This window comes from Gordonia zhaorongruii (genome assembly GCF_007559005.1).
Lineage (GTDB): Bacteria > Actinomycetota > Actinomycetes > Mycobacteriales > Mycobacteriaceae > Gordonia > Gordonia zhaorongruii.
The window spans coordinates 1,533,265-1,556,782 of the sequence record NZ_CP041763.1; the positions used below are offsets into that span (position 1 = coordinate 1,533,265).

The following is a 23,518-nucleotide window of genomic DNA, read 5'->3' on the forward strand; positions in this document are numbered from 1 at the left end:
TAGGTGAGCGGCGCACCCGGCGAACCGGCGGGTGCACAGCGCGCGGTCGCTGCGGTGGAGGACTCCCGGCGCGGCGCGGATGCGGCTCTCACTGGGCTTTCGCTCGTCTGCGCCGGGCTATCCACACTCGCACCGGGCTGTCGATGAAGAAGATCATGGCAGCCGCTGCGACCATGATCACACCGGTCGCCAGGCCCTGCGCGACGACCAACGGGCTGGTGTCCGAGCTCGTCGGCATCACGACGACGGAGATGATCGCCGAGATGATCACGGTGCCGGTCCGGAACCAGCGCGTGGTGGCCCACGCAGCGAGCGGGATGATCGCCCACAGCAGGTACCAGGCCTGCACGAACGGGAAGAAGAACACGAACGTCGCCATCGCGATGCCGAGGCCGCCGAGCGGGTGGATCCTGCCGGACAGGCAGGCGAGCAGCCACCGGATCACCAGGATCGCCGCGATCAGCTGCCCGATCGGACGGGCGATGTCGAGAATCGCCTGGGTCTGCTCGCCCATCCCGAGCCACAGTCCGACGCGTCCGGAGACCACGGAGAGCAAGGTCGGCATCGACATCCACGAACGGACGATGCCGCCGGTGCTGAGGGTGCCGGTCCAGCCGAAGCCGAGACCGGTTCCCAGGCAGGCGGCGACGACCACGACGACTGTGACGGCGAGCAGTGAGGTCGCAGACTTCGTGAGGGCGGCGACCGAGTGCTTCGAACGACTCCACCAATCGCGGACCGGAGCGTGGCGCAGGGCGGGCAGGGTGGCGCCCCAGCGGCGGGCGAGTGCGATCCCGACGAACCCGAGCGCCAGCAGCGATGCGACCTTCACCATGGCCGACGCGGCGATCAGCGCCGCTCCGGCGATCAGGAGCCATCCGGCGCGCGAGGGAAGCGGTCGGTCGGATCTGCGCAGACGCGTGGAGCCGTAGACGGCGCGGAAGCACCACTCGATGCCGACGAGCATCATGCCGAGCATCAGCGCCTCGTTGTGGATGCCGCCGACCAGGTGCAGGACCAGCAGGGGGTTGAGCGCGCCGAGCCACAGGGCGGTCACCGTCGAGACGCCGCAGCGTCGGGCCAGGCGGGGGAGCGCCCACACGATCATCCCGACCCCAGCCAAGGCGACGAGCCGATGGAGCAGCACTCCAGCCGTGATGTTGTCCCCGGTCAGCGCGGTGATGTGCTCGCCGATCCAGAGGAACAGCGGGCCGTACGGCGCCGGAGTGTCCTTCCAGAGGTTCGGTACCGACAGAGTCAGGGGATGGTCTACGCCCAGACCCCGCATCGGGCTGTAGGTGTACGGGTCCATGCCCTTGTAGGCGATCGCGCTCTGCGCCAGGTACGAGTACACGTCCTTGCTCAGCAGCGGCGGAGCGATGAGCAGGGGAGTGACCCACATGGCCAGGGTCTGCCACGCCTGGGCGGGCGACATCCGACGTGCGGGGCTGCGCCGCTCGGCGACCTCGACCTTCATCCGCCCGACGGTGAACCGCGCCAGCAGCAGCCAGGCGAGGACGAGCATCATCATGCCGCCGATCGACACGGTGAGTGCCGTCGAGTACATGCGGGAGGGCAGTGAGAGGAGGCGGGTGCCGACGATCGGGTTCTGCAGGACAGGCAGCATTCCGGTGCCGAGCGATCCGATGAGGATCAGCACCGAACCGGTGGTGCCGAACAGCTGGATGCGGCGTAGTCGCTTGTTCTCGAAGGCGTTGAGCGGACCGACCTCGGACTCGTCGTCGTGCATCTTCGCGAGGTTCGTGCCGTATTCACCCGTGGTGTCGGCGGTCCGCTCGGCCGGAGCCTTCGTGAGGCCGAGGTAGTCCAGGCCGCGGCGCATCAGCTGGAGTTCGGGCACAGGACGACTGTAGCGGCCCGTGCGGCCGAAGTCGGTCAGGGTGCTGATTAGGTCACCCTTGCTGGAACAGTGGAATCAATTAGGACACACTTGTGTTGTGAAAAGCATGACCACTTCGAGGCGAGAGCTGCGCCAGCAGCACGCAGACGGTTCTGGTGCCGATGGCCAGACCCGCGAGGCGGTCGTGTCCCTGTTGGTCGACGAGGGGCCGATGACGGCGAGTGACATCGCGGAACGGCTCGGTATCAGTCCCGCCGGTGTGCGCCGGCACCTGGACAATCTCGCCGATGCGGGCGACGTCGAGGTCGCCCCCGCAGGATTTCACAAGGGCGGTCGGGGCCGCCCCGCCAAGTGGTTCCAGCTGACGCCCAGTGGGCGCGGCAAACTGCGGCACGCATACGACGACCTCGCAGGCGCCGCCATGCGCACGCTGCGCGATATCGGCGGACAGGCTGCAGTCGACGAGTTCGCTCGCGAACGCGTCAGCGGACTGGTCGCCGACGTGCAGCCCGTCTCCGAGTCCGGGTCGGTGATCGCCACGGTTGAGCAGATCGCCGGCGCGCTCTCCGGAGCGGGCTACTCCGCGGATACTCGCGAGGTCGGAGCAGGCGTCCAGATCTGTCAGCATCACTGCCCGGTGGCGCACGTCGCGACCGAGTTCCCCGAACTGTGCGAGGCGGAGACGGCGGTCTTCACCGAGCTCCTCGGCACGCACGTTCAGCGGCTTGCCACCATCGCGAACGGCGACTGCGTATGCAGCACGCACGTTCCGGTGCAGGCCGACCCGCAATCCGCGCTAGACCCGACGGACGGTGCTCAGCCCAGCACCGCCGATTCACCCGAAGGAAAGGTCCTCTGATGACGGTCACCGATCCCACCGCCCCACAGCTATCGCAGGAAGAGACAATCGCTTCCTTCGACCGCTACGGGTACGGCTGGGCCGACAGCGACGACGCAGGCTCGGCCGCGAAGCGCGGTCTGTCCGAGGCAGTCGTCCGCGACATCTCGGACAAGAAGAGCGAGCCCGAGTGGATGCTCGAGCAGCGACTCAAGGCCCTGCGCATCTTCGATCGCAAGCCGATGCCCACCTGGGGCGGCAACCTCGACGGCATCGACTTCGACAACATCAAGTACTTCGTGCGGTCGACCGAGCAGCAGGCCGAGTCGTGGGAGGACCTCCCCGAGGACATCCGGAACACGTACGACAAGCTGGGCATCCCCGAGGCCGAGAAGCAGCGCCTCGTCGCGGGTGTCGCCGCGCAGTACGAGTCGGAGGTCGTCTACCACCAGATCCGCGAGGACCTGGAGGAGAAGGGCGTGATCTTCGTCGACACCGACAGCGGATTGCGCGAGCACCCGGAGCTCTTCCAGGAGTACTTCGGCAGCGTGATCCCGGCCGGGGACAACAAGTTCTCCGCGCTCAACACCTCCGTCTGGTCGGGCGGGTCGTTCATCTACGTTCCGCCGGGCGTCCACGTGGACATCCCGCTGCAGGCGTACTTCCGGATCAACACCGAGAACATGGGCCAGTTCGAGCGGACGCTGATCATCGTCGACGAGGACGCGTACGTCCACTACGTCGAGGGCTGCACGGCTCCGATCTACAAGTCCGACTCCCTGCACTCGGCAGTCGTCGAGATCGTGGTGAAGAAGGGCGGTCGTTGCCGGTACACGACCATCCAGAACTGGTCGAACAACGTTTACAACCTGGTCACCAAGCGTGCGAAGGCCGAAGAGGGCGCCACGATGGAGTGGATCGACGGCAACATCGGCTCCAAGGTGACGATGAAGTACCCGGCCGTCTGGCTCACCGGCGAGCACGCCAAGGGCGAGGTCCTGTCCGTCGCCTTCTCGGGTGAGGGACAGCACCAGGACACCGGCTCCAAGATGGTGCACATGGCGCCGTACACGTCGAGCAACATCGTCTCGAAGTCCGTCGCACGCGGCGGCGGGCGGTCCTCGTACCGCGGCTTGATCAAGGTCAACCCGGGCGCCCACGGCAGTAAGTCGACCGTGCAGTGCGACGCGTTGCTGGTGGATCAGATCAGTCGCAGCGACACCTACCCGTACGTCGACATCCGTGAGGACGACGTGACGATGGGGCACGAGGCCACCGTCTCGAAGGTCAGCGATGATCAGATCTTCTATCTGATGAGCCGCGGCCTCAACGAGGAGGAGGCCATGGCGATGGTCGTGCGCGGATTCGTGGAGCCGATCGCCAAGGAGCTCCCGATGGAGTACGCGCTCGAACTCAACCGGCTCATCGAATTGCAGATGGAAGGGTCGGTCGGCTGATGACGGACACCACTTCGGCGGCCTCGGAGAAGGCCGCCCCCGGAATCGTGGCCAACAAGGGCGAGATGTTCACGTCGTTCGACGTCGACGCCTTCGAGGTTCCGCACCAGCGTGAGGAGGCGTGGCGGTTCACCCCGTTCCGTCGCCTGCGCGGACTTCATGAGGGCAAGGCGCCTGCCACCGGCACGATGGCCGTCGAGGTCACCGACCCCGCCGACGGCGTGAGCATCGAGACCGTCGGACGCGATGATGCGCGTCTCGGGAACGGCGGCGTGCCGTTCGACCGGATCGCCGCGCAGGCGTACTCGTCGTTCGAGCAGGCAACCGTCGTCACCGTCCGAGGTGAGGCTGAGGTCGCCGATCCGGTGATCATCACCGCAACCGGTCCCGGCGAGGGCGAGGTCGCCTACGCGCACCTGCAGATCCGCGCCGAGAAGTTCTCGCGGGCCGTGATCGTGCTCGACCAGCGGGGCGGTGGAACCATCGCCGAGAACGTCGAGATCGTCGCGGACGATCAGGCGCACCTGACCGTCGTGAACGTCCACGATTGGGACTCCGACGCCGTGCATGTCGCCGCGCATCACGTGTCGGTCGGCCGCGACGCGGTCGTCAAGCACTTCGCGGTCAGCCTGGGCGGGAACCTGGTCCGGCTGTCACCGCACGTGCAGTACCGTGCGCCCGGCGGCGACGCCGAGTTGTGGGGCTTGTACTTCGCCGATGCGGGACAGCATCTCGAACAGCGGATCCTGATCGACCACTCGGTTCCGAACTGCCGCTCACGCGTGACCTACAAGGGCGCGCTTCAGGGCGACACCTCGGGCAATAAGCGCGGCGAAGCGCACACCGTGTGGATCGGCGACGTGCTCATCCGCCCGGAGGCAGAGAGCACCGACACCTACGAGCTCAACCGAAACCTGGTGCTGACCGACAACGCCCGCGCCGACTCGGTGCCTAACCTGGAGATCGAGACCGGCGAGATCCTCGGAGCCGGCCACGCCAGTGCGACCGGGCGTTTCGACGATGAGCAGCTGTTCTACCTGCAGGCGCGCGGGATCCCGGAAAAGCAGGCCCGTCGCCTCGTCGTCCGCGGGTTCTTCGGCGAGGTCCTCGCCAAGATCACCGTCCCCGAGCTCCGCGAGCGCCTCGAGGCGGCCATCGAGGCCGAACTCGAGATCGCCGGCGCCTGAGCACCCGAACTCTCACCACGCGAAGGAAAGATTCCCAGTGACCACTCTCGAAATCCGCGACCTGCATGTCGACGTGACGCCCACCGACGCCGACGCGGCGCCGATCCACATCCTCAAAGGAGTGGACCTGACCATCCGCTCGGGCGAGAAGCACGCCATCATGGGGCCGAACGGATCCGGCAAGTCGACGCTGTCGTACGCGATCGCAGGCCACCCCAAGTACACCGTCACCTCGGGCAGCATCACCCTCGACGGTGAGAACGTGCTGGAGATGAGCGTCGACGAACGCGCTCGTGCCGGACTGTTCCTGGCCATGCAGTACCCGGTCGAGGTGCCCGGCGTCTCGATGTCGAACTTCCTCCGCAGCGCGGCGACAGCTGTGCGCGGTGAGGCCCCCAAGCTCCGCCACTGGGTCAAGGAGGCCAAGCAGGCCATGAGCGAGCTGGAGATCGATCCGTCGTTCGGCGATCGCAGCGTGAACGAGGGCTTCTCGGGCGGTGAGAAGAAGCGCCACGAGATCCTGCAGTTGGGACTGCTCAAGCCGCGGATCGCCATCCTTGACGAGACCGATTCGGGCCTGGACGTCGATGCGCTGCGCATCGTCAGCGAGGGCGTGAACCGCTACGCCGACAGCGAGGACGGCGGCGTGCTGCTGATCACGCACTACACGCGCATCCTCCGCTACATCACTCCCGACTTCGTGCACGTGTTCGTCGACGGACGCGTCGTAGAATCGGGCGGCGCGGAGCTTGCCGACGAACTCGAGGAGAACGGCTACGAGCGGTTCACCGCTGCCGCGGCCAAGTGAACGCATGACGACTACCACCGGATTCGACGTCGCAACGGTCCGCGCGGACTTCCCGATCCTGTCGCGGACGGTGCGGGACGACAAGCCTCTCGTCTACCTGGACTCGGGGGCCACATCGCAGCGGCCGCTGCAGGTACTCGACGCTGAGCGCGACTTCCTGCTGAACCGGAACGCCGCGGTGCATCGCGGCGCGCATCAGCTGGCCGAGGAGGCCACGGACGCATACGAGGACGCGCGGACCGCGATCGCGGGTTTCGTCGGTGCAGCTGTCGACGAGATCGTGTTCACGAAGAACGCGACCGAAGCGCTCAACCTCGTGGCGTACACGCTGGGGGACGACCGTTCCGCTGCGGTGCACGCGTCGGCCACGCCGCTCGGCGAGGGCGACACGATCGTCATCACCGAGTTGGAGCATCACGCCAATCTGGTGCCGTGGCAGGAGCTGGCACGGCGCACGGGCGCGACGCTCCGGTGGTACGGCATCACCGATGACGGGCGCATCGATCTGGATTCGCTGGTGCTGGACGAGACGGTGAAGGTCGTCGCGTTCACTCACCAGTCGAATGTGACCGGCGCCGTCGCCGATGTGGCCGAGATCGTTTCCCGGGCGCGAGCGGTCGGAGCACTGACCGTGCTCGACGCGTGCCAGTCGGTTCCGCACATGGCCGTGGACTTCGCGGCCCTCGGCGTCGACTTCGCGGCGTTCTCCGGGCACAAGATGCTCGGACCGTCGGGGGTCGGCGTGCTGTACGGTCGTGCGTCGCTGCTGGCGGAACTCCCACCGTTCATCACCGGCGGATCGATGATCGAGACCGTCACGATGGAGGGATCGACCTACGCGGCTCCGCCGCAGCGTTTCGAGGCCGGCGTGCCGATGACCTCGCAGGTCGTCGGCCTGGGTGCGGCCGTCGAGTATCTCGAGAAGATCGGGATGGACACGGTAGCCGAGCACGAGCACGCACTCGTGGTGCGTGCCCTCGACCGGTTGTCCGCCATCGACGGACTGCGACTCGTGGGACCGTCGGACGCCGAGAGGCGCGGGGGAGCCGTGTCGTTCGTGGTCGACGGCGTGCACGCGCACGACCTCGGTCAGGTTCTCGACGACGAAGGCGTCGCGATCCGCGTCGGCCACCACTGCGCGTGGCCGCTGCATCGACGGCTGGGGGTCGCGGCGAGCGCCCGGGCCTCGTTCGCGCTGTACAACACCGAAGCGGAAGTCGACGCCCTCGCGGATGCGATCGTGGTGGCGCAGAACTTCTTCGGAGGGCGGTGATCACCCGATGCGCATGGATCAGATGTACCAGGAAGTGATCCTGGACCACTACAAGAATCCGCACGGCCGCGGGCTCCGCGAACCGTTCGACGCAGAGGTTCACCATGTGAACCCGACGTGCGGTGACGAGATCACGTTGCGGGTGTCGGTCGTCGACGGCGCCGTCGCCGACATCTCGTATGCCGGCCAGGGCTGTTCGATCTCGCAGGCGTCGACCTCGGTGCTGTTCGACCAGGTCGTCGGTCTCACGGTCGACGACGCGATGGTCGCTCTCGGCTCGTTCAACGAGATGATGGGCTCGCGGGGAAAGAACGAGGGAGACGAGGACCTCATCGGCGACGGCGTCGCCTTCGCCGGTGTCAGCAAGTACCCGGCACGCGTAAAGTGCGCGTTACTGGGATGGATGGCGTTCAAGGACGCAGTATCGCAATCCGTGGCAGAGAAGACTGGAGCGTGAACCGATGACGGAAGCAATCGAAACGGCCCTGCCGAGCCAGGATGACGTCGAAGAGGCGATGCGCGACGTGGTGGATCCCGAACTGGGCATCAACGTCGTCGACCTGGGCCTCGTATACGGGATCGAGGTGGACTCGGATGCGGTCGCCCGAATCGACATGACCCTGACCTCCGCCGCATGTCCGCTTCAGGATGTGATCGAGGATCAGACGCGTGGCGTACTGGTGAACAGCGGGCTGTGCACCGATATGGAGATCAACTGGGTCTGGATCCCGCCGTGGGGCCCGGAGAAGATCACCGATGACGGCCGCGAGCAGTTGCGGGCGCTCGGTTTCACCGTCTGACGGTCGAAACGGGACGTCCTGGAATACCGGGACCTCGGATCGGGTTGAATCTACACATGGCAACGATTGATTTGACCGGATCCGACTTCGAGCAGACCGTCACGGACAACGAGATCGTCCTCGTCGACTTCTGGGCCAGTTGGTGCGGCCCGTGCCGTCAGTTCGCCCCGACGTACACCGAAGCGTCGGAGAAGCACGAGGAGATCGTGTTCGGCAAGGTCGACACCGAGGCCGAGCAGCAGTTGGCCGCAGCGGCGAGCGTGCGTTCGATTCCGACGGTGATGGCGTTCAAGAACGGCCATCTCGTCTACAACGAGGCCGGTGCGCTGCCGCCGCAGGCGCTCGATTCGCTGATCGACCAGATCAAGGAACTCGATGTCGAGAAGGCGATCCGAGAGAGCAGCCAGGCCGAGTGATCGCGCACCGGGCCATCCGTAGTCGCAGGCGCATCGGCACGCGGAGGAAGACCGCGGCCATCGCTCTGAGCGTGCCTGCGGTGTCGGAACGGTGCGACAGGTAGCGACGCTGCAGATCCGGTCCGATCCGGAAGAAGCCGTCGAAGAAGGCGATCAGATCGTCCTGATCGAGACTCAGTAGAACCTCGAGCCCGAAGACGCGCAGTCGGTAGTCGGCGCGCGCGGACCGGGTCCACAGGGCAGCGTGCGGATTCGCACCGTCGATGATCGCCCGGACCACCGTGTCCGCAGCGTGGAGCGACTGCGCGACGCTGTATCCGGTCGCCGGGTTCATCAGACCGCCGGACGCGCCGAAACCCAGCGGAGCCTCGTCGTGCCGCTGCCACGGAGTGCGGTCGCGCAGCAGGGCGAAGTCGACGTGCTCGCCACCGGGTGACGGCGTCGTCGGGAACTGCGTGCGCGTCCGGTTCCGGGTCTCGAGGGCCTCGAGCGGGAGGGGAGGCGCGCCGGCCAGGCACGTCTCCTCCACCAGAAAGCGTCCGGCATCCACCTGCACGCGGTAGCTGAACGACGGCGTGGCGTCGGGCGGTGCGCCCGGCGCAGGCCGCCAGTCCATCAGCACGACGGCGGGTCCGTCATGCGGCGTGTGCCCGAACACTCCGGCTGCGGTCTGCCGTGGAAGGTCGGAGGCGCCGCTGCCGCCACGGGCATCGACGACGTGCGCGGCGCGTACGGTGCGGCCGTCGCCGCACGTGACCGAATTCGCGGTCAGATGAGTCGCCCGCTGCACGATCACCGTCGCCGGATCGACGGCCAGCGCTGCCGCCAGCTTCGCTGAGTCGAGGATCGCGTAACCGCGATCGATGTCCCTGCGGGCAGGCGTGTAGACGGTGAACTGCGGGGCCCACGCGGCGATCACCGAGGTATCCAGCCATCCGGGGACGTCGTCCGTGTACATCCCGTACGTCGCCGGCCAGGTGCGCTCGGGCGCGGGGTCGATGAGTGCGACGTCGAGCCCGGCCACTGCGGCGCGATGGGCGAGTGCCCGCCCGGCGGGGCCTGCGCCGACGACGACCACATCGAACTCGTGCCCGGTCACATGCTGCCGGTCGCGAGCATCCCGCCGTCCACTCGTAGCGTCTCACCGGTGACCCACGAGGCGGCATCGCTTGCCAGAAAGGCCACCGCCGACGCGATGTCCTCGGGACTGCCGAGCCGCTTCATCGGATACGCGGCCGCAGCGGCATCCTCTCCGGCGGCGACCAGAGCCTCGGCGAACTTCGTCTTGACTATGCCCGGCGCGATCGCATTCACCCGGATGGAGGGCCCGAGTTCCCAGGCGAGCTCCTCGGTGAGCCGGATCAGGGCGGCTTTCGACGCGCCGTAGGCGGCGATGACGCCGGTCGACCGGATCCCGGCGATGGACGCGAGGTTCACCACGGCGCCGCCGCTCTCGCGCATTCCGGCCCGGTACGCCTCCTGGACGTATCCGAGTGCGGCCACCACGTTGGTGTCGAGGAGTTTGCGGAACCCGTCGAGATCCGCGTCCACGAGCGCACCGTAGATCGGGTTGATGCCGGTGTTGTTGACCAGGATGTGGATCCCGCCCTGAGCGACGGTGGCGGCGACGGCGGCCCGGCGGTGCTCCGCGTCGCCGGTATTGCCCGCTACGGCTGTCACCCGGGCGCCCGGCACGACCGACCGGACGTGATCGGCCGCTTCGTCGAGAGGCCCGGGTTTGCGCCCGGTGATGACGACAGCGGAGCCGCGGGACGCGAGCTCGACGGCGACGGCGAGCCCGATGCCCCGGCTGGCTCCGGTGACGAGCGCGGATCGATTCGACAGGTCGGTCGATGTGTTCGGGTGGGGTGTGGTCATGGTTCCCACGTTAGGCCAGGTGTGACTCAAGTCCTCCGATTCGGGTGCGCGGCGTTCGGTCGGTAGCATCGAACGTCGTGATCACCGCGACCGACCTGGAAGTTCGAGCGGGCGCGAGGACTCTCCTGTCGGCGCCCGGAGACCAGCTGCGCATTCAGCCCGGAGACCGGATCGGCTTGGTCGGCCGCAATGGTGCGGGCAAGACGACGTCGCTGCGCATCCTCGCAGGTGAGACGCAACCGTATGCAGGCGAGATCCGCTCGTCGGGTCCGGTCGGCTATCTGCCGCAGGACCCGAAGGAGGGCGACCTCGACATCCTCGCCAAGAGCCGGGTGCTCTCCGCCCGTGGCCTCGACGAGATCCTCGCGAAGATGGCCAAGCAGCAGACCATCATGGAGGAGACGGCCGACGATAACCTCCGCGATAAGGCGATCGGCAAGTACTCCAGGCTGGAGGAGCAGTTCGGCGCGCTGGGCGGCTACGTCGCCGAATCGGATGCGGCCCGGATCTGCAACAGCCTCGGGCTTCCCGACCGGATTCTGGAGCAGCCCCTGAGGACGTTGTCCGGCGGGCAGCGGCGCCGCATCGAACTGGCACGGATCCTCTTCGCGGCGTCCGACGGCTCCGGCAAGTCCGATATGACGTTGCTCCTCGATGAGCCGACGAACCACCTCGATGCGGACTCCATCTCCTGGCTGCGGACCTTCCTGCAGAACCACGAGGGCGGCGTCGTGGTGATCAGCCACGACGTCGATCTGCTGGCCGACGTGGTGAACCGGGTGTGGTTCCTCGACGCAGTGCGCGGGGAGGCCGACGTCTACAACATGGGGTGGAAGCGGTACCTCGACGCGCGCGCCACCGACGAGCAGCGCCGGAAGCGCGAACGCGCGAATGCGGAGAAGAAGGCGGGAGCGCTGCGAGTGCAGGCCGCGAAGCTCGGCGCCAAGGCCACCAAGGCGACCGCGGCTCAGCAGATGCTCAAGCGTGCCGACCGGATGGTCGACGAGCTCGACGAGGTGCGCGTCGCCGACAAGACGGCGCACATCCGTTTCCCGGAGCCCGCGTCGTGCGGCAAGACGCCGCTCATGGCGAAGAACCTCACCAAGATGTACGGGTCGCTTGAGATCTTCACCGGTGTCGATCTCGCCATCGACAAGGGCAGTCGCGTCGTGATCCTCGGACTCAACGGCGCGGGTAAGACGACCCTTCTCAAGCTCCTCGCCGGAGTCGAGCAGCCCGACCTCGGTGAGCTCGATCCGGGCCGTGGCCTCAAGGTCGGGTACTTCGCCCAGGAACACGACACCCTCGATGACGACTCCACCGTGTGGGAGAACATCCGGCATGCGGCGCCCGACGCAGGCGAGCAGGATCTGCGCGGACTGCTCGGTGCGTTCATGTTCACCGGCCCGCAGCTCGAACAGCCCGCGGGTACGCTGTCCGGTGGTGAGAAGACCCGCCTGGCCCTCGCCGGTCTCGTCTCCTCGGCAGCCAATGTCCTGCTTCTCGATGAGCCGACCAACAACCTCGACCCGATCTCGCGCGAGCAGGTGCTCGAGGCGCTCCGCAGTTACACGGGGGCGGTGGTCCTGGTGACACACGACCCGGGGGCCGCCGAGGCACTGGAGCCGCAGCGTGTCATCCTGCTGCCGGACGGCACCGAGGACCACTGGTCCGACGAGTACCAGGAACTCATCGAACTAGCCTGAACCGGCCCCGCGGAGGCGTTCGCCGATCGGGGCCGGTGTGGTGGATCGTGGTGGACGGGTCAGAAGATCCGGCCGGACGGTACCGACCGCAACGGGACTCGTGCACTGGGGTCGCGAGTCGCGTGATACCCGACCGGCAGGTCGTACACGACGACCGTCGAGCCGGCGCCCGCGGGGATCTGAACCCGGTGCACGGTGCCGTCGAGCAGGTACCCGGGTGGCGGGGTGATCTCCTTGACGTCCCAGCATCCCGACGGCAGGTCGTCGATGCTGAACGAGCCGTCACCGAGTGTGGTGGTCCGGGTGAAGAGTTCCCCGCTGCACGAGCGGATCTCGAACATCGCGGACGGGAGCAGCTTCCCGGTGACGCGATCGATCTTGATCACCGTCAACTGCCCGACGGATCCCTGTCCGGGCATCAGGTGGAAGGTGAACGGCATGGTGCCGCCCGCTACCAGCGTCCCGTTCAATGATCCCGGGGACACGAGGTGATAGCCGTCGGGCACGTCCATCGCAGTTGCCATGACGTGTCCGGGTGCGAACTCGATGCTGGCCGGGGTGACCACGTCCTTCTGCATGCTCGGCCCCGCGAGTCCGACGCTGACGCCTCCGAGGGCGCTGCCCGTGGAGTCGTCGACGGCGTCGACGGTGACGATGCCCGTATCCGATTCCGGTTCCGTGCTCTCGGTCGGCGTCGTGCTCTCGGTGGGTGGCGTGCTCTCGGTCGGGGGCGTGGACTCCGTAGGGCTGGTCGTGTCCGTGGGAGTGGTCGTCTCCGACGGCGTGGTGCTCGCCGGGGCAGCGGTCGTGCCCTGCGTCTGTCCGGTGCTCTGCCCGGTCGAGCTGCTGGGCGCACTGGCGTCACCGAATGCGGGTGAGACCGTGAAGGCAGTGGCGAGCACCACCGTCGCCAGAGCGGTGAGGAACGCGAGTAACGCCTTCCGGATGTGTCGGGTTCATGCTGTCGGCCTCCTGAGCCATCCCCGACCCGGTGGCACCGGACTGACCGGTGAATTCCCCGACACTGGTAGTTTCGCGTCCCCCGTTCACCCCGTTACGTGGTCGGCGCCGTGCATCGTTCGGGTGAATGACGGTGCGAGGGAACGGCACCGGGTGGTCAGGCAGGCACCGCGAACACCACGACGTTGTCGCGGTACCCGAGCGGCGGCCCGACGAACGGGCCACCGCACGTCACGAGTGCGAGTGTCTCCGGGCCGTCCTGCCGATTCAGTTCTCGTACGGGCAGACCGGAACTGCCTGCGCCCTGCTTGTCGGTCAGCGCAGTCCGGCTGACGCGGTAGTCATGGCGGTGTCCGTCGGCCGCGGTCAAGGTGACCGCGTCCCCGGTGTTCAGGCGCGTGAAGCGGGCGGCGAACCCCCGGCCCTGGTCCACATCGTCCACGTGGCCAGTGATCACGATGACTCCGCTACCGGAGCCGGGCAGCGACGAGTCCACCCACCAGCCGAGACGCGCAACGTCCTGGGGCGGAAGCAGCGCCCCCGCGGTGTCGGTCGCGACCGGGTCGATCGACGCCGATCCGCCGGCCGCAGTCAGGCGGGCAGGCGAGGACGGATCAGTGCTCGTGGCGGCTACCGGCGCGGCGAGCTGCGATTGGGCGTCAGCGTCGCGGGATATCGGGGCGGGGTCGCTGCCGCAGCCGCCGACGAGCAGGGCCGCAGTGGCTGCGACGGCGGTGACGACCGCGCGGATGGTCGCGGTGGGCGTACGGTCTCTCATGTCGGTGGCTCCCGGTCGGCGCGAGCGCACCGGATGTGCGGACGCTGCATGCCCCGACACCGGGTCTATCGGTCTCCGGCACGCGTCGTTAGCGCAGTACGCATCACGGTCGTTCGCGGGAACGACGGGCGCGCGTCCTCAGTCGCCGAGGACCTGCTTTCGCAGTTCGCCCTTGACGAGCTTTCCCGTCGGGGTTCGGGGCAACGCGTCGACGAAGCTGATCGAGCGAGGAACCTTGTACGCGGCGAGGCGCGACGCCGTGTACTCGAGGAGTTCGGCCGCCAGCTCGGGCGAACGCTGGGCTCCGTCGGCGAGCTGGACGTAACCGGCCGCGACCTCACCCAGATCATCGTCGGGAACGCCGATCACGCCGACGTCGTACACCGCGGGGTGGTTGATCAGGATGTTCTCCGCCTCCTGCGGATAGATGTTCACTCCGCCGGAGATGATCACGAACGCCTTGCGGTCCGTGAGGTAGAGGAAGCCGTCCTCGTCGAGGTACCCGAGATCGCCGGTGGTCGCCCACGACGGATGGAGCGGATGCTGCGCGGACGCGGTCTTCTCCGGATCGTTGTGATAGCGGAAGGGCATCTCCTCGCGTTCGAAGTAGACCACTCCGACGTCGCCGGTGGGCAGATCGTTTCCGTCGTCGTCGCAGATGTGCAGCGGCCCCAGCACCGAGCGTCCGACCGAACCCGGCCGCTCCAGCGACTCCTGCGACCCGATGAGAGTGACTCCGGCGGCTTCGGTCGCGGCGTAGTACTCGTTGATGACCGGGCCCCACCACTCGATCATCGCCTTCTTGACCTCGGCCGGGCACGGTGCAGCCGCGTGGATCGCCGCCTGCATACTCGATACGTCGTATCGGGCGCGTACCTCATCGGGCAGTTTGAGCATGCGGACGAACATCGTTGGGACCCACTGGCTGTGGGTCACGCGGTACTCCTGGATGAGCGAGAGCGCTTCCTCTGGATCGAAGCGGTCCATCAGGATCACCGTGCCGCCGACCGAGTTCACCATGGCGCAGTACCGCAGCGGCGCGGCGTGATAGACGGGCGCGGGGGACAGGTACACGGAGTCGGCCTCGAAACCGTAGACCGGTCCGAACACCGCGGTGATCATGTCCGGAGCCTCGGTCACCTGAACACCGGGCAGGTTCGGCTTGATGCCCTTCGGTTTACCGGTGGTTCCCGACGAGTACAGCATGTCGGTCCCGCGCGGCTGATCGCTGAGCGGCTGCGCCGATGCGGCATCCAGGATCTGCGCGTAGTCGGCGAATCCTGCGATTCCGTCCCAGGCGATGCGGCGGGACTCGTCGGCGAGCCGGCCTACCTCGTGCGCACGGGAGACCGCCGGGCCGACGCTCGACGCGGCGAACAGGACCTGCGCACCGCAGTCGTCGAGGATGTAGTTCACCTCGGTCGGCGTGAGGTGGTGGTTCACCACCGTCACGTACATGCCGCTGCGGATCGCCGCCCAGTAGACATCGAACACCCGCAGATCGTTGTCGGACACGACCGCAATCGTGTCTCCCTCACCGATCCCCAGTTCGCGCAGGTGGTGTGCGATCCGCGTCGAATTATCGGTCAGCTGCCGATAGGAGACGCGTTCACCGGTCGACGGCCGGATCAGTGCGGCTTTGTCCGGAGTGGTGGCTGCGAAGGTTCCTGGGTACACGGCACGGCTCCTCGGTTGACGTACGCCTTGAGGTCGAACGTACTCACCGCGGAAGCGGCCTTCGGTGGTTTCGGCCGCACCGGCCGCGGCGGCACCGAATCAGACGCCGCCCGCCCGGTACGCCACGGCCTGCAACAGGATCCGGGCGATGTCCTTGGGATCGTGCGCGACGAACGAGCTCCCGCCGGATGCATCCGAGATCTTCTTCAGCGCTTGCGTGTCCGCGTCGTCGGAGATCCCGATCGTGACGATCGGGATGGGTCGTATCGGGTTCTTCATGATGTTGAGCTCGGAGATCAGGTGCTGAAGGCTGATGCTGTCCGGATCCTCGTTGCGACCGTCGGTCATGAGGATGACGCTGTTCGAGTACGCGGGGTCGTACGATTCGTAGACCTTCCGGTACGCAGCCAACGCCGTGTCGTACAGACCGGTCCCACCGTGGAGGTCGCCGAGCGAGCGGCGAACCGCGTCGCCGAGGGCGGTGCGCATGTCGGTCCCGTCGTGCTCGGCGGAGAGCGGCCGGATCGGCATCAGTTCCCGGTAGTCCTGTCCTTGCCCGCCGCGATCGATGCTGAACTCCCAGTATCCGAGGGCGCTGTTCTTGGGCAGCTTCTTCAGCCCGAGAAGGGCTGCGTCGCGCAGCAGGTCCGCACGCGATCGACCGCCGGCATCGCGTGTCGTCATCGACCCGGACACGTCCTGGACGATGAGTGCGCGGATGGGCTGCGTCAACGCCGTCCACTTGCGAAGAACGTTGTCGACGAGTCCGCGGTCGGGCGGATCCAGCATCGTGACGCGGGCGACGCCCGCGCCGTCGGGGAGAGGCGTCCCGTCGGGTGCGCGAATGCCCTCAGCGCTGCGGATCTGCTTACCGGCGTCGGTGTGCAGCACCTCCGCAAGGGCCCGGATCGCCTCTCCGGCGAGCTTCCGGTCGGGCCGTTGCGCCACATTCGTGACGCGGTAGTCCAGGTTGACGGTCCCCGACGACGGCACGGTCGCCTCGATCCCGGAGTCGGGATGGTCATGGGAGAACGTCGCGTACGAGCGCTCGGTCGTGAGGGCGATCGACCGAGCATCGGCGGCGGCCATCCGAGCGAGGTCCGGCGGCGCACCGCCGTCGTTCATCGCGAGTGCGCGCTTGGTCAGCACTTCGATGAGATCCTTGTGCGTCAGCGACCCCGATGACATCTCAGAGAGAGCGCCGATCACCGCTGCGTTGCTGACGTCGCTCGTGCCGGGGGACTCGGTGCGCAGGCCGCGGGCGGTGAGCGTCTTCGTCCAGGACGGAAGTTCCGGAAGTCCGCGGCCGGCGACGACGACCGGGGAGACGCCGAGCGACGGCCCGATGTCGGACCACTCCTGTCCGAGCGTGGTGCGCACCTGCCTGATCCGTGCCTGCGACTCGGCGATCCAGACGTGCGGCGAATCGCGGTCGGTCAACCGCTCGGTCGTGTGGCTAGCGGGCACCGCCTCGACCGAGAGATCGAGGCAGGTGCTCTCCTCGGCGCGTTCGGCCAACTGGCGCACGTAGCCGTCGATGTCGCCGTCGGTGATGACCGAGACCTCCCGGATCTCGCCGCACGAATCCTGATTCTGCCGCCACAGGTAATAGGTCCCGGCGACGAGCAGGACGACGAGCGCCAGAGCGAGACCGATGCGAACCTTCGTCTGCGCGAAGGGCCCCGGGCTCACGGACCGGGGCTGTCCGCCCGAACCGTTGTGCGGAGTCACCCCTGACCGTGATGCGTTTGCGTGTCGGCCCATATCGGTGACGTCTCCTCGCTGACAAAAGTGTGATGCGGGAGTACGCTAGCGCACGCGCGTGAGCTGACTTACGTGCAGGGTCCGAATTGCGACGATCAGTCCGTGGCCGGTCGGCGTACCGACGCCTCCACCAAATCGAGGACCGCATGCAGATCGTCGGTGGACTGCCCGGAGGCCAATCGCGTGACGATCCCGTCGAGGATCACATCGAGATAGGTGACCAGAACCTCCGGCGGAACGTCACTTCGAAGACTGCCCGCCTGCCGCTTGCGCTCCAGACGTGCCAGAGTCGCCGCCTCGCGATCTTCGGACTGGGCTTCCCATGCCTTTCGAAAACCCGGGTCCGATCGGATCTTCCGAACGATCTCGAGTCTGGTGCTGAGCCAGTCGAAGTCCTTCGGCCGCGCGAGGATGTCGCGCATCACTTGGACCAGACCCTCCTGTGCGGCGACATCGGCCATCCGTTCGGCGTCCTCCCGCGCCAAGGCGAGGAAGAGAGCCTCCTTGTCCTTGAAGTGGTGGAAGATCGCACCCCGGGACAATCCCGTGGTCTCTTCCAGGCGCTTCACGGTGGCACCGTCGTAGCCGTACTCGGAGAAGCAGTGCCGCGCGCCGTCGAGAATCTCCCGACGACGCGCGGCAAGCCGGTCATCGCTGACCCGTGGCATTCACATTTCCTGTCGCTTCGATCGCTCGGAGGTCAGCTCTTGACCATGTTGCGCAGGACGTACTGCAGGATGCCGCCGTTGCGGTAGTAGTCGGCTTCGCCGGGCGTGTCGATGCGGACCTTCGCATCGAACTCCACCTTGCCGCCGTCTCCCTTGGTCGCCGTCACATGCACGGTCTCGGGAGTCGACCCCTCGTTGAGCTTCTCGATGCCCTCGATGTCGAAGACCTCAGTGCCGTCGAGCCCCAGGCTCTTGGCGCTCTCGCCCTCGGGGAACTGCAGCGGGACGACACCCATGCCGATCAGGTTCGAACGGTGGATGCGCTCGAACGACTCGGTGATGACGGCCTTCACGCCGAGCAGCACCGTGCCCTTGGCGGCCCAGTCACGCGACGAGCCCGAGCCGTACTCCTTGCCGCCGAGGACCACCAGCGGGACACCGGCTTCCTTGTAGTTCACCGACGCGTCGTAGATGAACGACTGCGGGCCGCCCTCCTGCGTGAAGTCGCGGGTGTAACCGCCCGAGACGCCGTCGAGCAGCTGGTTCTGCAGACGGATGTTGGCGAAGGTACCGCGGATCATCACCTCGTGGTTGCCGCGACGGCTGCCGAGCGAGTTGTAGTCCTTGCGCGCGACGCCGTTCGCATCCAGGTACTGGGCCGCCGGGGTGCCGGGCTTGATCGGGCCGGCCGGGCTGATGTGGTCGGTGGTGACCGAGTCGCCCAGTAGCGCGAGCACGCGAGCGCCCTTGATGTCGGAGACGGGCTCCGGCTCTGCGGGCATGCCGTCGAAGTACGGCGCCTTGCGCACGTAGGTCGACTTCTCGTCCCATTCGAAGGTGTCGCCCTCGGGGGTGTCCAGGCTCTTCCAACGCTCGTCACCGGCGAACACGTCCTGGTAGGACTTGCGGAACATGTCCTGGTTGATCGCGTTCTTGATGGTGTCGTCGATCTCCTGCGCCGACGGCCAGATGTCCTTCAGGAGGACGTCGTTGCCCGACTCGTCCTTGCCGAGAGCCTCGCTCTCGAAGTCGAAGTCCATGGTGCCCGCGAGGGCGTAGGCGATGACCAGCGGCGGCGACGCCAGGTAGTTCATCTTCACGTCGGGGGAGATGCGTCCCTCGAAGTTGCGGTTGCCGGACAGGACGGCGGTGACCGACAGGTCGTTGTCGTTGACGGCCTGGCTGATCTCCTCCGGCAGTGGTCCGGTGTTGCCGATGCACGTGGTGCAGCCGTAACCGCCCAGGTGGAAGCCGAGCTTCTCGAGGTAGGGCCACAGACCGGCCTTCTCGTAGTAGTCGGTGACGACCTGCGAGCCGGGTGCCATGTTGGTCTTCACCCACGGCTTGCTCGACAGACCCTTCTCGACGGCGTTGCGGGCCAGTAGTGCGGCTCCGATCATGACCGACGGGTTCGAGGTGTTGGTGCACGATGTGATGCCTGCGACCGCGACCGCACCGTGGTCGAGGACGAACTCGCCGCGCTCGTCGGACACGACCTTCACCGGCTTGGTGGGGCGACCCTCGGACCCGTAGGCGGCCGAGTGGACGTTCACCGCGCCGTCGTCGGCGAACGAGAGCGCAGCCGGATCCGACGCCGGGAACGACTCCTCGACCGCCTCGTCGAGCTGGGTGTGCTCGGTGCCGTTGCCTTCCTCCACGTAGTTGTGGATGTCCTTGCGGAACGCGACCTTCGACTCCGACAGCAGGATGCGGTCCTGCGGACGCTTCGGGCCGGCGATGGACGGGACTACGGTGCCGAGGTCGAGCTCGAGGTACTCGGAGTAGACCGGCTCGTTCTCCGGGTCGTGCCACATGCCCTGCTCCTTGGCGTAGGCCTCGACCAGAGCGAGCTGCTCGTCGTCGCGGCCGGTCAGGCGCAGGTAGTTGATGGTCTCCTCGTCGATCGGGAAGATCGCACAGGTCGAGCCGAACTCGGGGCTCATGTTGCCCAGCGTGGCGCGGTTGGCGAGCGGCACCTCGGCGACGCCCTTGCCGTAGAACTCGACGAACTTGCCGACCACACCGTGCTGACGCAGCATCTCGGTGACGGTGAGCACGACGTCGGTCGCCGTGACGCCCGGCTCGATCTCACCGGTCAGCTTGAAGCCGACCACGCGCGGGATCAGCATGGACACGGGCTGGCCGAGCATCGCCGCCTCGGCCTCGATGCCGCCGACGCCCCAGCCGAGAACGCCGAGGCCGTTCTCCATGGTGGTGTGCGAGTCGGTGCCGACGCAGGTGTCGGGGTACGCCTGGCCGTTGCGGACCATGATGCTGCGGGCCAGGTACTCGATGTTGACCTGGTGCACGATGCCGGTGCCCGGGGGGACGACCTTGAAGTCGTCGAAGGCGTCCTGGCCCCAGCGCAGGAACTGGTAGCGCTCACCGTTGCGCTGGTACTCGAGCTCCACGTTGCGCTCGAAGGCGTCGGCCCGGCCGAAGACGTCGAGGATGACGGAGTGGTCGATGACCATCTCGGCGGGGGAGAGCGGGTTGACCTTGTTGGGATCGCCGCCGAGCGCGGTGATCGCCTCGCGCATGGTTGCGAGGTCGACGACACAGGGGACACCGGTGAAGTCCTGCATCAGTACGCGCGCCGGGGTGAACTGGATCTCGACGCTCGGGTCGTCGCTCGGATCCCAGTTGGCGAGCGCGTTGATGTGCTCCTCGGTGATGTTCTTGCCGTCTTCGGTGCGCAGGAGGTTCTCGGCGAGGACCTTGAGCGCGTACGGCAGCTTCTCGGTGCCGGGAACGGCCTTGAGCCGGTATACCTCGTACGACTGGTCGCCGACCTCGAGGTTGCCGCGGGCTCCGAATGAATTGATACTCACGTGTGCTCCACTCTTCTCAGTCTGAACCGTCGACGGGCTGCGCCGACGGAAGTTGTGAAGTGAGCGACGTCGGTACGGGCTGGGCCGCGTCGCCACGTCATCCATCTTAGCAGTACGGACGTACTGGTTTGCGGCTAATCCCTACTCGACGCGCCGAGTTCACCTGAGCGAGGGGACCGCGCAGGCACTGACGTAACGTCTACGCCGTCAGCGACCAGTAGACGAGGAAGCCCGCGAATGAGTCCGGAACCGGTTGTGTTCACCGTCGCCGCCCCTGCGCCAGCGGGGGGAAGTCCCGCCGAAACCTGGGACGGCCTCGACCTTCCTGCGATCGCGAAGAAGCTTGAGAAGGACGGCGTGTGGGCGCCCGCCGATCAGGCATCGCAACTGAAGAAGGTTGTCGCCGACGCCCGCGCCGACGGGCACGACGTGCACTTCGTCGTGCTGGATCAGGGATTCTCGCCGTTCACGGTGTATCGCGACATCGCGCACGAACTCCAGTCGAGCACCGGCGGCACCGTCGTGGTGTTCGGGCCCGGCGGAGGCGCGGGCACCGCGTCGACCGACTTTTCCCGGGTGGAGCTCGAGGATGCCACGAACGCGGTGACGAACGGCGCGTCCGTGCCTCAGGCGGCACGCGAGCTGTACGACGGGGCGGCCGCACCGAATGCGAACTGGACGCTGGTGTCGATCGCCTTGATCGTGGTCGTGATCATCGCTGCCGTCATCGCCCGTTTCTGGACGACGCGCGTGCGTGCACGGAAGGCGCCGGAGCGTTCGGCGGAGACCGCTGCAGCCGCAGACGCGACAGCCGATCAGCCTGGTCGGCAGCCATTCGAGCGGGGCTGACACCCTCCGATTCCGCCCTCGCGGGCGCACCACCGCACACCGATTCGGCGAGTGCTATGCGTGTTATCGAACTGTGACGACCGCAATGGTCGTCCGTTTTGTGCTGCTCAGTTGCATTTCCGCAGGTAATAACGCGTTTGTAATTCAGTGGTTCAGGTTTCCCGTGGGAACTCTGTGACGTACGGTGCAGAAGACACTAGTGGTGTACGGGGGACACATGTTTAGGGAGTACACGGTAGATGCACGCTGACACGAGCGCACGGTGGACGACGCGAGGCTGCGCCGTCGGGGCAGTCGCCCTGGCCGGCCTGCTTGCGGCCGGCCCCGCTGTCGCCGAGCCGAGCAACAAGAACCCGGTGGCGTCGTTGATCAATCAGATCGCCGACGTCGACCAGAACCTGACCGACCTGTCGAACGCGGTCGCCGCGCGCCAGGAGAACGTCAATCGGACCCTCGTCGACTTCCAGAACGCCGTGGCCGCACGGCAGATCGCAGCATCGGCCAGTCGTGGCGCGAAGTCGTCGCTGGACGAGGTCAGCGGCAAGGTGGAACGCGCCCAGCGCGACTTCGACCGCTTCGTGCGCTCGGTGTACCGGCAGGGCAACAACCGCGGCGCCATGACCAAGTACGTCGCCTCCGACGATCCCTCGAAGGTCCTCGAGAAGATGACGGCCGTCGATCGGGCGACGCGTCAGCAGCAGGACGTGATCCGTCGGCTCCAGGTGGCCCGTAACCAGCAGGCCAACCGGGTGGCCGCCAGTGAGGCCACCAAGCGGCAGACGGCTGCGGCGGCACAGGACGCCTCCGCGCGTCGTGCCGACGCCGTCAACGCCTTCCAGGCGGCGCAGTCGGCGGTCCGCGACCAGCAGAGCAAGCGGAACGATCTCAGTGAGCAGCGAACCGAGCTGGCGTCCAAGCTGGCCGAGCTGCGAGGCGGCGTGCCGAAGTCGAAGGCGGACGCTCCCTCCCGCCGCAACGGTCAACGCGGTGATGGTGCCAACCGCAACGCGCCGCGACTGCCGGGTGTGGTCACCGATGGCCTGGAGAAGGCCGTCGACGGCATTCCGCGCAACCCCGTCGCAGGCGACGATGCGCTCTCGGAGGCGGCGAACGCCGCAAGCCGACTGGCCGCGGACACCGGGCAGTCGCTGCTCGCCAGCTTGATCGGCAAACAGCAGATCCCGCACTCGGAACTGCTCGACGAACTGGGCATCGGCGGAACCAGCCCGTTCGAGGAGGGTGAGAACAACACGATCACCCGGCTGGGCAACGGCTCCCTCGGCGGACTGCTCGGCGGCATGGGCGGCGGCGGTGCACCGGGCGTCACCCGGCCCGGACTGCGTGGCCCGCAGGCCATCAACTTGGTGGTCGACCGGATGAAGTCCCAACTCGGCGTCACGTACGCGTGGGGTGGCGGTGACGCGAACGGCCCGACGCTCGGCATTCGCGACGGCGGCGTCGCCGACAGCTACGGCGACTACCAGAAGGTCGGCTTCGACTGCTCGGGACTGATGATCTACGGCTTCGCGGGTGTCGGTATCGACCTGCCGCACTACACGGGCTACCAGTACACCTCCGGGCCGCATGTCCCGCTCTCGGAGATGAAGCGCGGTGACATGATCTTCTACGGCGCCAACGCGAGCGCGCACGTGGCCCTGGTACTCGATGACAAGACCATGATCGAGGCCCCGCAGTCCGGTTCCGTCGTCAAGATCTCGCCGATCCGCACGAACGGCGCCATGCCGTATGCCGTACGGCTTCTCTGAC

At 67.1% G+C, this 23,518-nt stretch carries 20 protein-coding genes; 11 read left to right on the top strand and 9 right to left on the bottom strand.

The window, feature by feature from the left end; all coding sequences use genetic code 11:
* Positions 1-88: 88 nt before the first annotated feature.
* Positions 89-1,843, bottom strand: coding sequence for a polyprenol phosphomannose-dependent alpha 1,6 mannosyltransferase MptB (mptB, locus tag FO044_RS07105; protein ID WP_132994409.1), 1,755 nt, complete (start codon positions 1,841-1,843; stop codon positions 89-91).
* A 124-nt stretch (positions 1,844-1,967) separates the two neighbouring features.
* On the opposite strand from mptB, the gene FO044_RS07110 reads away from it, so the two are divergent.
* Genes FO044_RS07110 through trxA form a run of 8 tightly spaced genes read left to right on the top strand, consistent with a single transcriptional unit; the run spans position 1,968 to position 8,640 of the window.
* Complete coding sequence (locus FO044_RS07110; RefSeq protein WP_132994351.1) at positions 1,968-2,720, top strand: helix-turn-helix transcriptional regulator; 753 nt, start codon at positions 1,968-1,970, stop codon at positions 2,718-2,720.
* On the top strand, positions 2,720-4,156 hold the full coding sequence (gene sufB / locus FO044_RS07115) for a Fe-S cluster assembly protein SufB (RefSeq protein WP_132994350.1): 1,437 nt from the start codon (positions 2,720-2,722) through the stop codon (positions 4,154-4,156). The genes FO044_RS07110 and sufB overlap by 1 nt, the downstream gene beginning before the upstream one ends.
* Complete coding sequence (gene sufD, locus FO044_RS07120) at positions 4,156-5,343, top strand: Fe-S cluster assembly protein SufD (protein ID WP_132994349.1); 1,188 nt, start codon at positions 4,156-4,158, stop codon at positions 5,341-5,343. The genes sufB and sufD overlap by 1 nt, the downstream gene beginning before the upstream one ends.
* 37 nt (positions 5,344-5,380) lie before the next feature.
* Positions 5,381-6,151: a Fe-S cluster assembly ATPase SufC gene (gene sufC / locus FO044_RS07125; RefSeq protein ID WP_132994348.1), complete on the top strand. Its 771-nt coding sequence runs from the start codon at positions 5,381-5,383 to the stop codon at positions 6,149-6,151.
* Between the two features lie 4 nt (positions 6,152-6,155).
* On the top strand, positions 6,156-7,424 hold the full coding sequence (locus FO044_RS07130) for a cysteine desulfurase (protein WP_132994347.1): 1,269 nt from the start codon (positions 6,156-6,158) through the stop codon (positions 7,422-7,424).
* Between the two features lie 7 nt (positions 7,425-7,431).
* Positions 7,432-7,881 (top strand): Fe-S cluster assembly sulfur transfer protein SufU, encoded by a 450-nt coding sequence (gene sufU / locus FO044_RS07135; protein WP_132994346.1) that lies wholly within the window; start codon positions 7,432-7,434, stop codon positions 7,879-7,881.
* Positions 7,882-7,885: 4 nt separating this feature from the next.
* Positions 7,886-8,224, top strand: coding sequence for a metal-sulfur cluster assembly factor (locus FO044_RS07140; RefSeq protein ID WP_132994345.1), 339 nt, complete (start codon positions 7,886-7,888; stop codon positions 8,222-8,224).
* Positions 8,225-8,280: 56 nt separating this feature from the next.
* A complete protein-coding gene (trxA, locus tag FO044_RS07145; protein WP_132994344.1) occupies positions 8,281-8,640 on the top strand; it encodes a thioredoxin in 360 nt (119 codons plus the stop codon).
* Here trxA and FO044_RS07150 read toward each other — a convergent pair.
* Both FO044_RS07150 and FO044_RS07155 read right to left on the bottom strand, forming a co-directional pair.
* Positions 8,588-9,739, bottom strand: coding sequence for a lycopene cyclase family protein (locus FO044_RS07150; protein ID WP_132994343.1), 1,152 nt, complete (start codon positions 9,737-9,739; stop codon positions 8,588-8,590). The two genes, trxA and FO044_RS07150, sit on opposite strands and share 53 nt — an antisense overlap.
* On the bottom strand, positions 9,736-10,518 hold the full coding sequence (locus tag FO044_RS07155; RefSeq protein WP_132994342.1) for an SDR family oxidoreductase: 783 nt from the start codon (positions 10,516-10,518) through the stop codon (positions 9,736-9,738). Before FO044_RS07155 ends, FO044_RS07150 begins: the two co-directional genes overlap by 4 nt.
* A 77-nt stretch (positions 10,519-10,595) precedes the next feature.
* Between FO044_RS07155 and FO044_RS07160 the strand changes: the two genes are divergently transcribed.
* Positions 10,596-12,224, top strand: a complete 1,629-nt coding sequence (locus FO044_RS07160) for an ABC-F family ATP-binding cassette domain-containing protein (protein WP_132994341.1) — start codon at positions 10,596-10,598, stop codon at positions 12,222-12,224.
* A gap of 59 nt (positions 12,225-12,283) precedes the next feature.
* Here FO044_RS07160 and FO044_RS07165 read toward each other — a convergent pair whose 3' ends face one another.
* From FO044_RS07165 to acnA, 6 genes are all read right to left on the bottom strand, one after another.
* Positions 12,284-13,129: an MSCRAMM family protein gene (locus FO044_RS07165; RefSeq protein ID WP_143965464.1), complete on the bottom strand. Its 846-nt coding sequence runs from the start codon at positions 13,127-13,129 to the stop codon at positions 12,284-12,286.
* A 212-nt stretch (positions 13,130-13,341) separates the two neighbouring features.
* Positions 13,342-13,962 carry a class F sortase gene (locus tag FO044_RS07170; protein WP_132994339.1) on the bottom strand — a complete coding sequence of 207 codons (621 nt, stop codon included), beginning with the start codon at positions 13,960-13,962 and terminating at the stop codon, positions 13,342-13,344.
* Between the two features lie 138 nt (positions 13,963-14,100).
* Positions 14,101-15,639: an acyl-CoA synthetase gene (locus FO044_RS07175; protein ID WP_132994338.1), complete on the bottom strand. Its 1,539-nt coding sequence runs from the start codon at positions 15,637-15,639 to the stop codon at positions 14,101-14,103.
* Between the two features lie 99 nt (positions 15,640-15,738).
* Positions 15,739-17,331 carry a substrate-binding domain-containing protein gene (locus tag FO044_RS07180; RefSeq protein ID WP_244945800.1) on the bottom strand — a complete coding sequence of 531 codons (1,593 nt, stop codon included), beginning with the start codon at positions 17,329-17,331 and terminating at the stop codon, positions 15,739-15,741.
* 167 nt (positions 17,332-17,498) lie between these two features.
* On the bottom strand, positions 17,499-18,071 hold the full coding sequence (locus FO044_RS07185) for a TetR/AcrR family transcriptional regulator (RefSeq protein WP_132994336.1): 573 nt from the start codon (positions 18,069-18,071) through the stop codon (positions 17,499-17,501).
* 32 nt (positions 18,072-18,103) lie between these two features.
* Positions 18,104-20,902, bottom strand: coding sequence for an aconitate hydratase AcnA (gene acnA / locus FO044_RS07190; RefSeq protein WP_132994335.1), 2,799 nt, complete (start codon positions 20,900-20,902; stop codon positions 18,104-18,106).
* 237 nt (positions 20,903-21,139) lie between these two features.
* Here acnA and FO044_RS07195 point away from each other — a divergent pair, with 237 nt between their 5' ends.
* Both FO044_RS07195 and FO044_RS07200 read left to right on the top strand, forming a co-directional pair.
* On the top strand, positions 21,140-21,751 hold the full coding sequence (locus tag FO044_RS07195; RefSeq protein WP_132994334.1) for an Rv1476 family membrane protein: 612 nt from the start codon (positions 21,140-21,142) through the stop codon (positions 21,749-21,751).
* Positions 21,752-21,990: 239 nt separating this feature from the next.
* Complete coding sequence (locus FO044_RS07200) at positions 21,991-23,517, top strand: NlpC/P60 family protein (protein WP_132994333.1); 1,527 nt, start codon at positions 21,991-21,993, stop codon at positions 23,515-23,517.
* Position 23,518 lies beyond the last annotated feature (1 nt).

Bases quoted from the DNA above. Each gene is read 5' to 3' on its own strand.
- FO044_RS07130 (WP_132994347.1), top strand. From the start codon at position 6,156: ATGACGACTACCACCGGATTCGACGTCGCAACGGTCCGCGCGGACTTC.
- sufU (WP_132994346.1), top strand. From the start codon at position 7,432: ATGCGCATGGATCAGATGTACCAGGAAGTGATCCTGGACCACTACAAG.
- sufB (WP_132994350.1), top strand. From the start codon at position 2,720: ATGACGGTCACCGATCCCACCGCCCCACAGCTATCGCAGGAAGAGACA.
- FO044_RS07200 (WP_132994333.1), top strand. From the start codon at position 21,991: ATGCACGCTGACACGAGCGCACGGTGGACGACGCGAGGCTGCGCCGTC.
- FO044_RS07140 (WP_132994345.1), top strand. From the start codon at position 7,886: ATGACGGAAGCAATCGAAACGGCCCTGCCGAGCCAGGATGACGTCGAA.
- FO044_RS07195 (WP_132994334.1), top strand. From the start codon at position 21,140: ATGAGTCCGGAACCGGTTGTGTTCACCGTCGCCGCCCCTGCGCCAGCG.
- FO044_RS07155 (WP_132994342.1), bottom strand. From the start codon at position 10,518: ATGACCACACCCCACCCGAACACATCGACCGACCTGTCGAATCGATCC.
- FO044_RS07110 (WP_132994351.1), top strand. From the start codon at position 1,968: ATGACCACTTCGAGGCGAGAGCTGCGCCAGCAGCACGCAGACGGTTCT.
- trxA (WP_132994344.1), top strand. From the start codon at position 8,281: ATGGCAACGATTGATTTGACCGGATCCGACTTCGAGCAGACCGTCACG.
- FO044_RS07170 (WP_132994339.1), bottom strand. From the start codon at position 13,962: ATGAGAGACCGTACGCCCACCGCGACCATCCGCGCGGTCGTCACCGCC.
- FO044_RS07185 (WP_132994336.1), bottom strand. From the start codon at position 18,071: ATGCCACGGGTCAGCGATGACCGGCTTGCCGCGCGTCGTCGGGAGATT.
- sufD (WP_132994349.1), top strand. From the start codon at position 4,156: ATGACGGACACCACTTCGGCGGCCTCGGAGAAGGCCGCCCCCGGAATC.
- mptB (WP_132994409.1), bottom strand. From the start codon at position 1,843: ATGCGCCGCGGCCTGGACTACCTCGGCCTCACGAAGGCTCCGGCCGAG.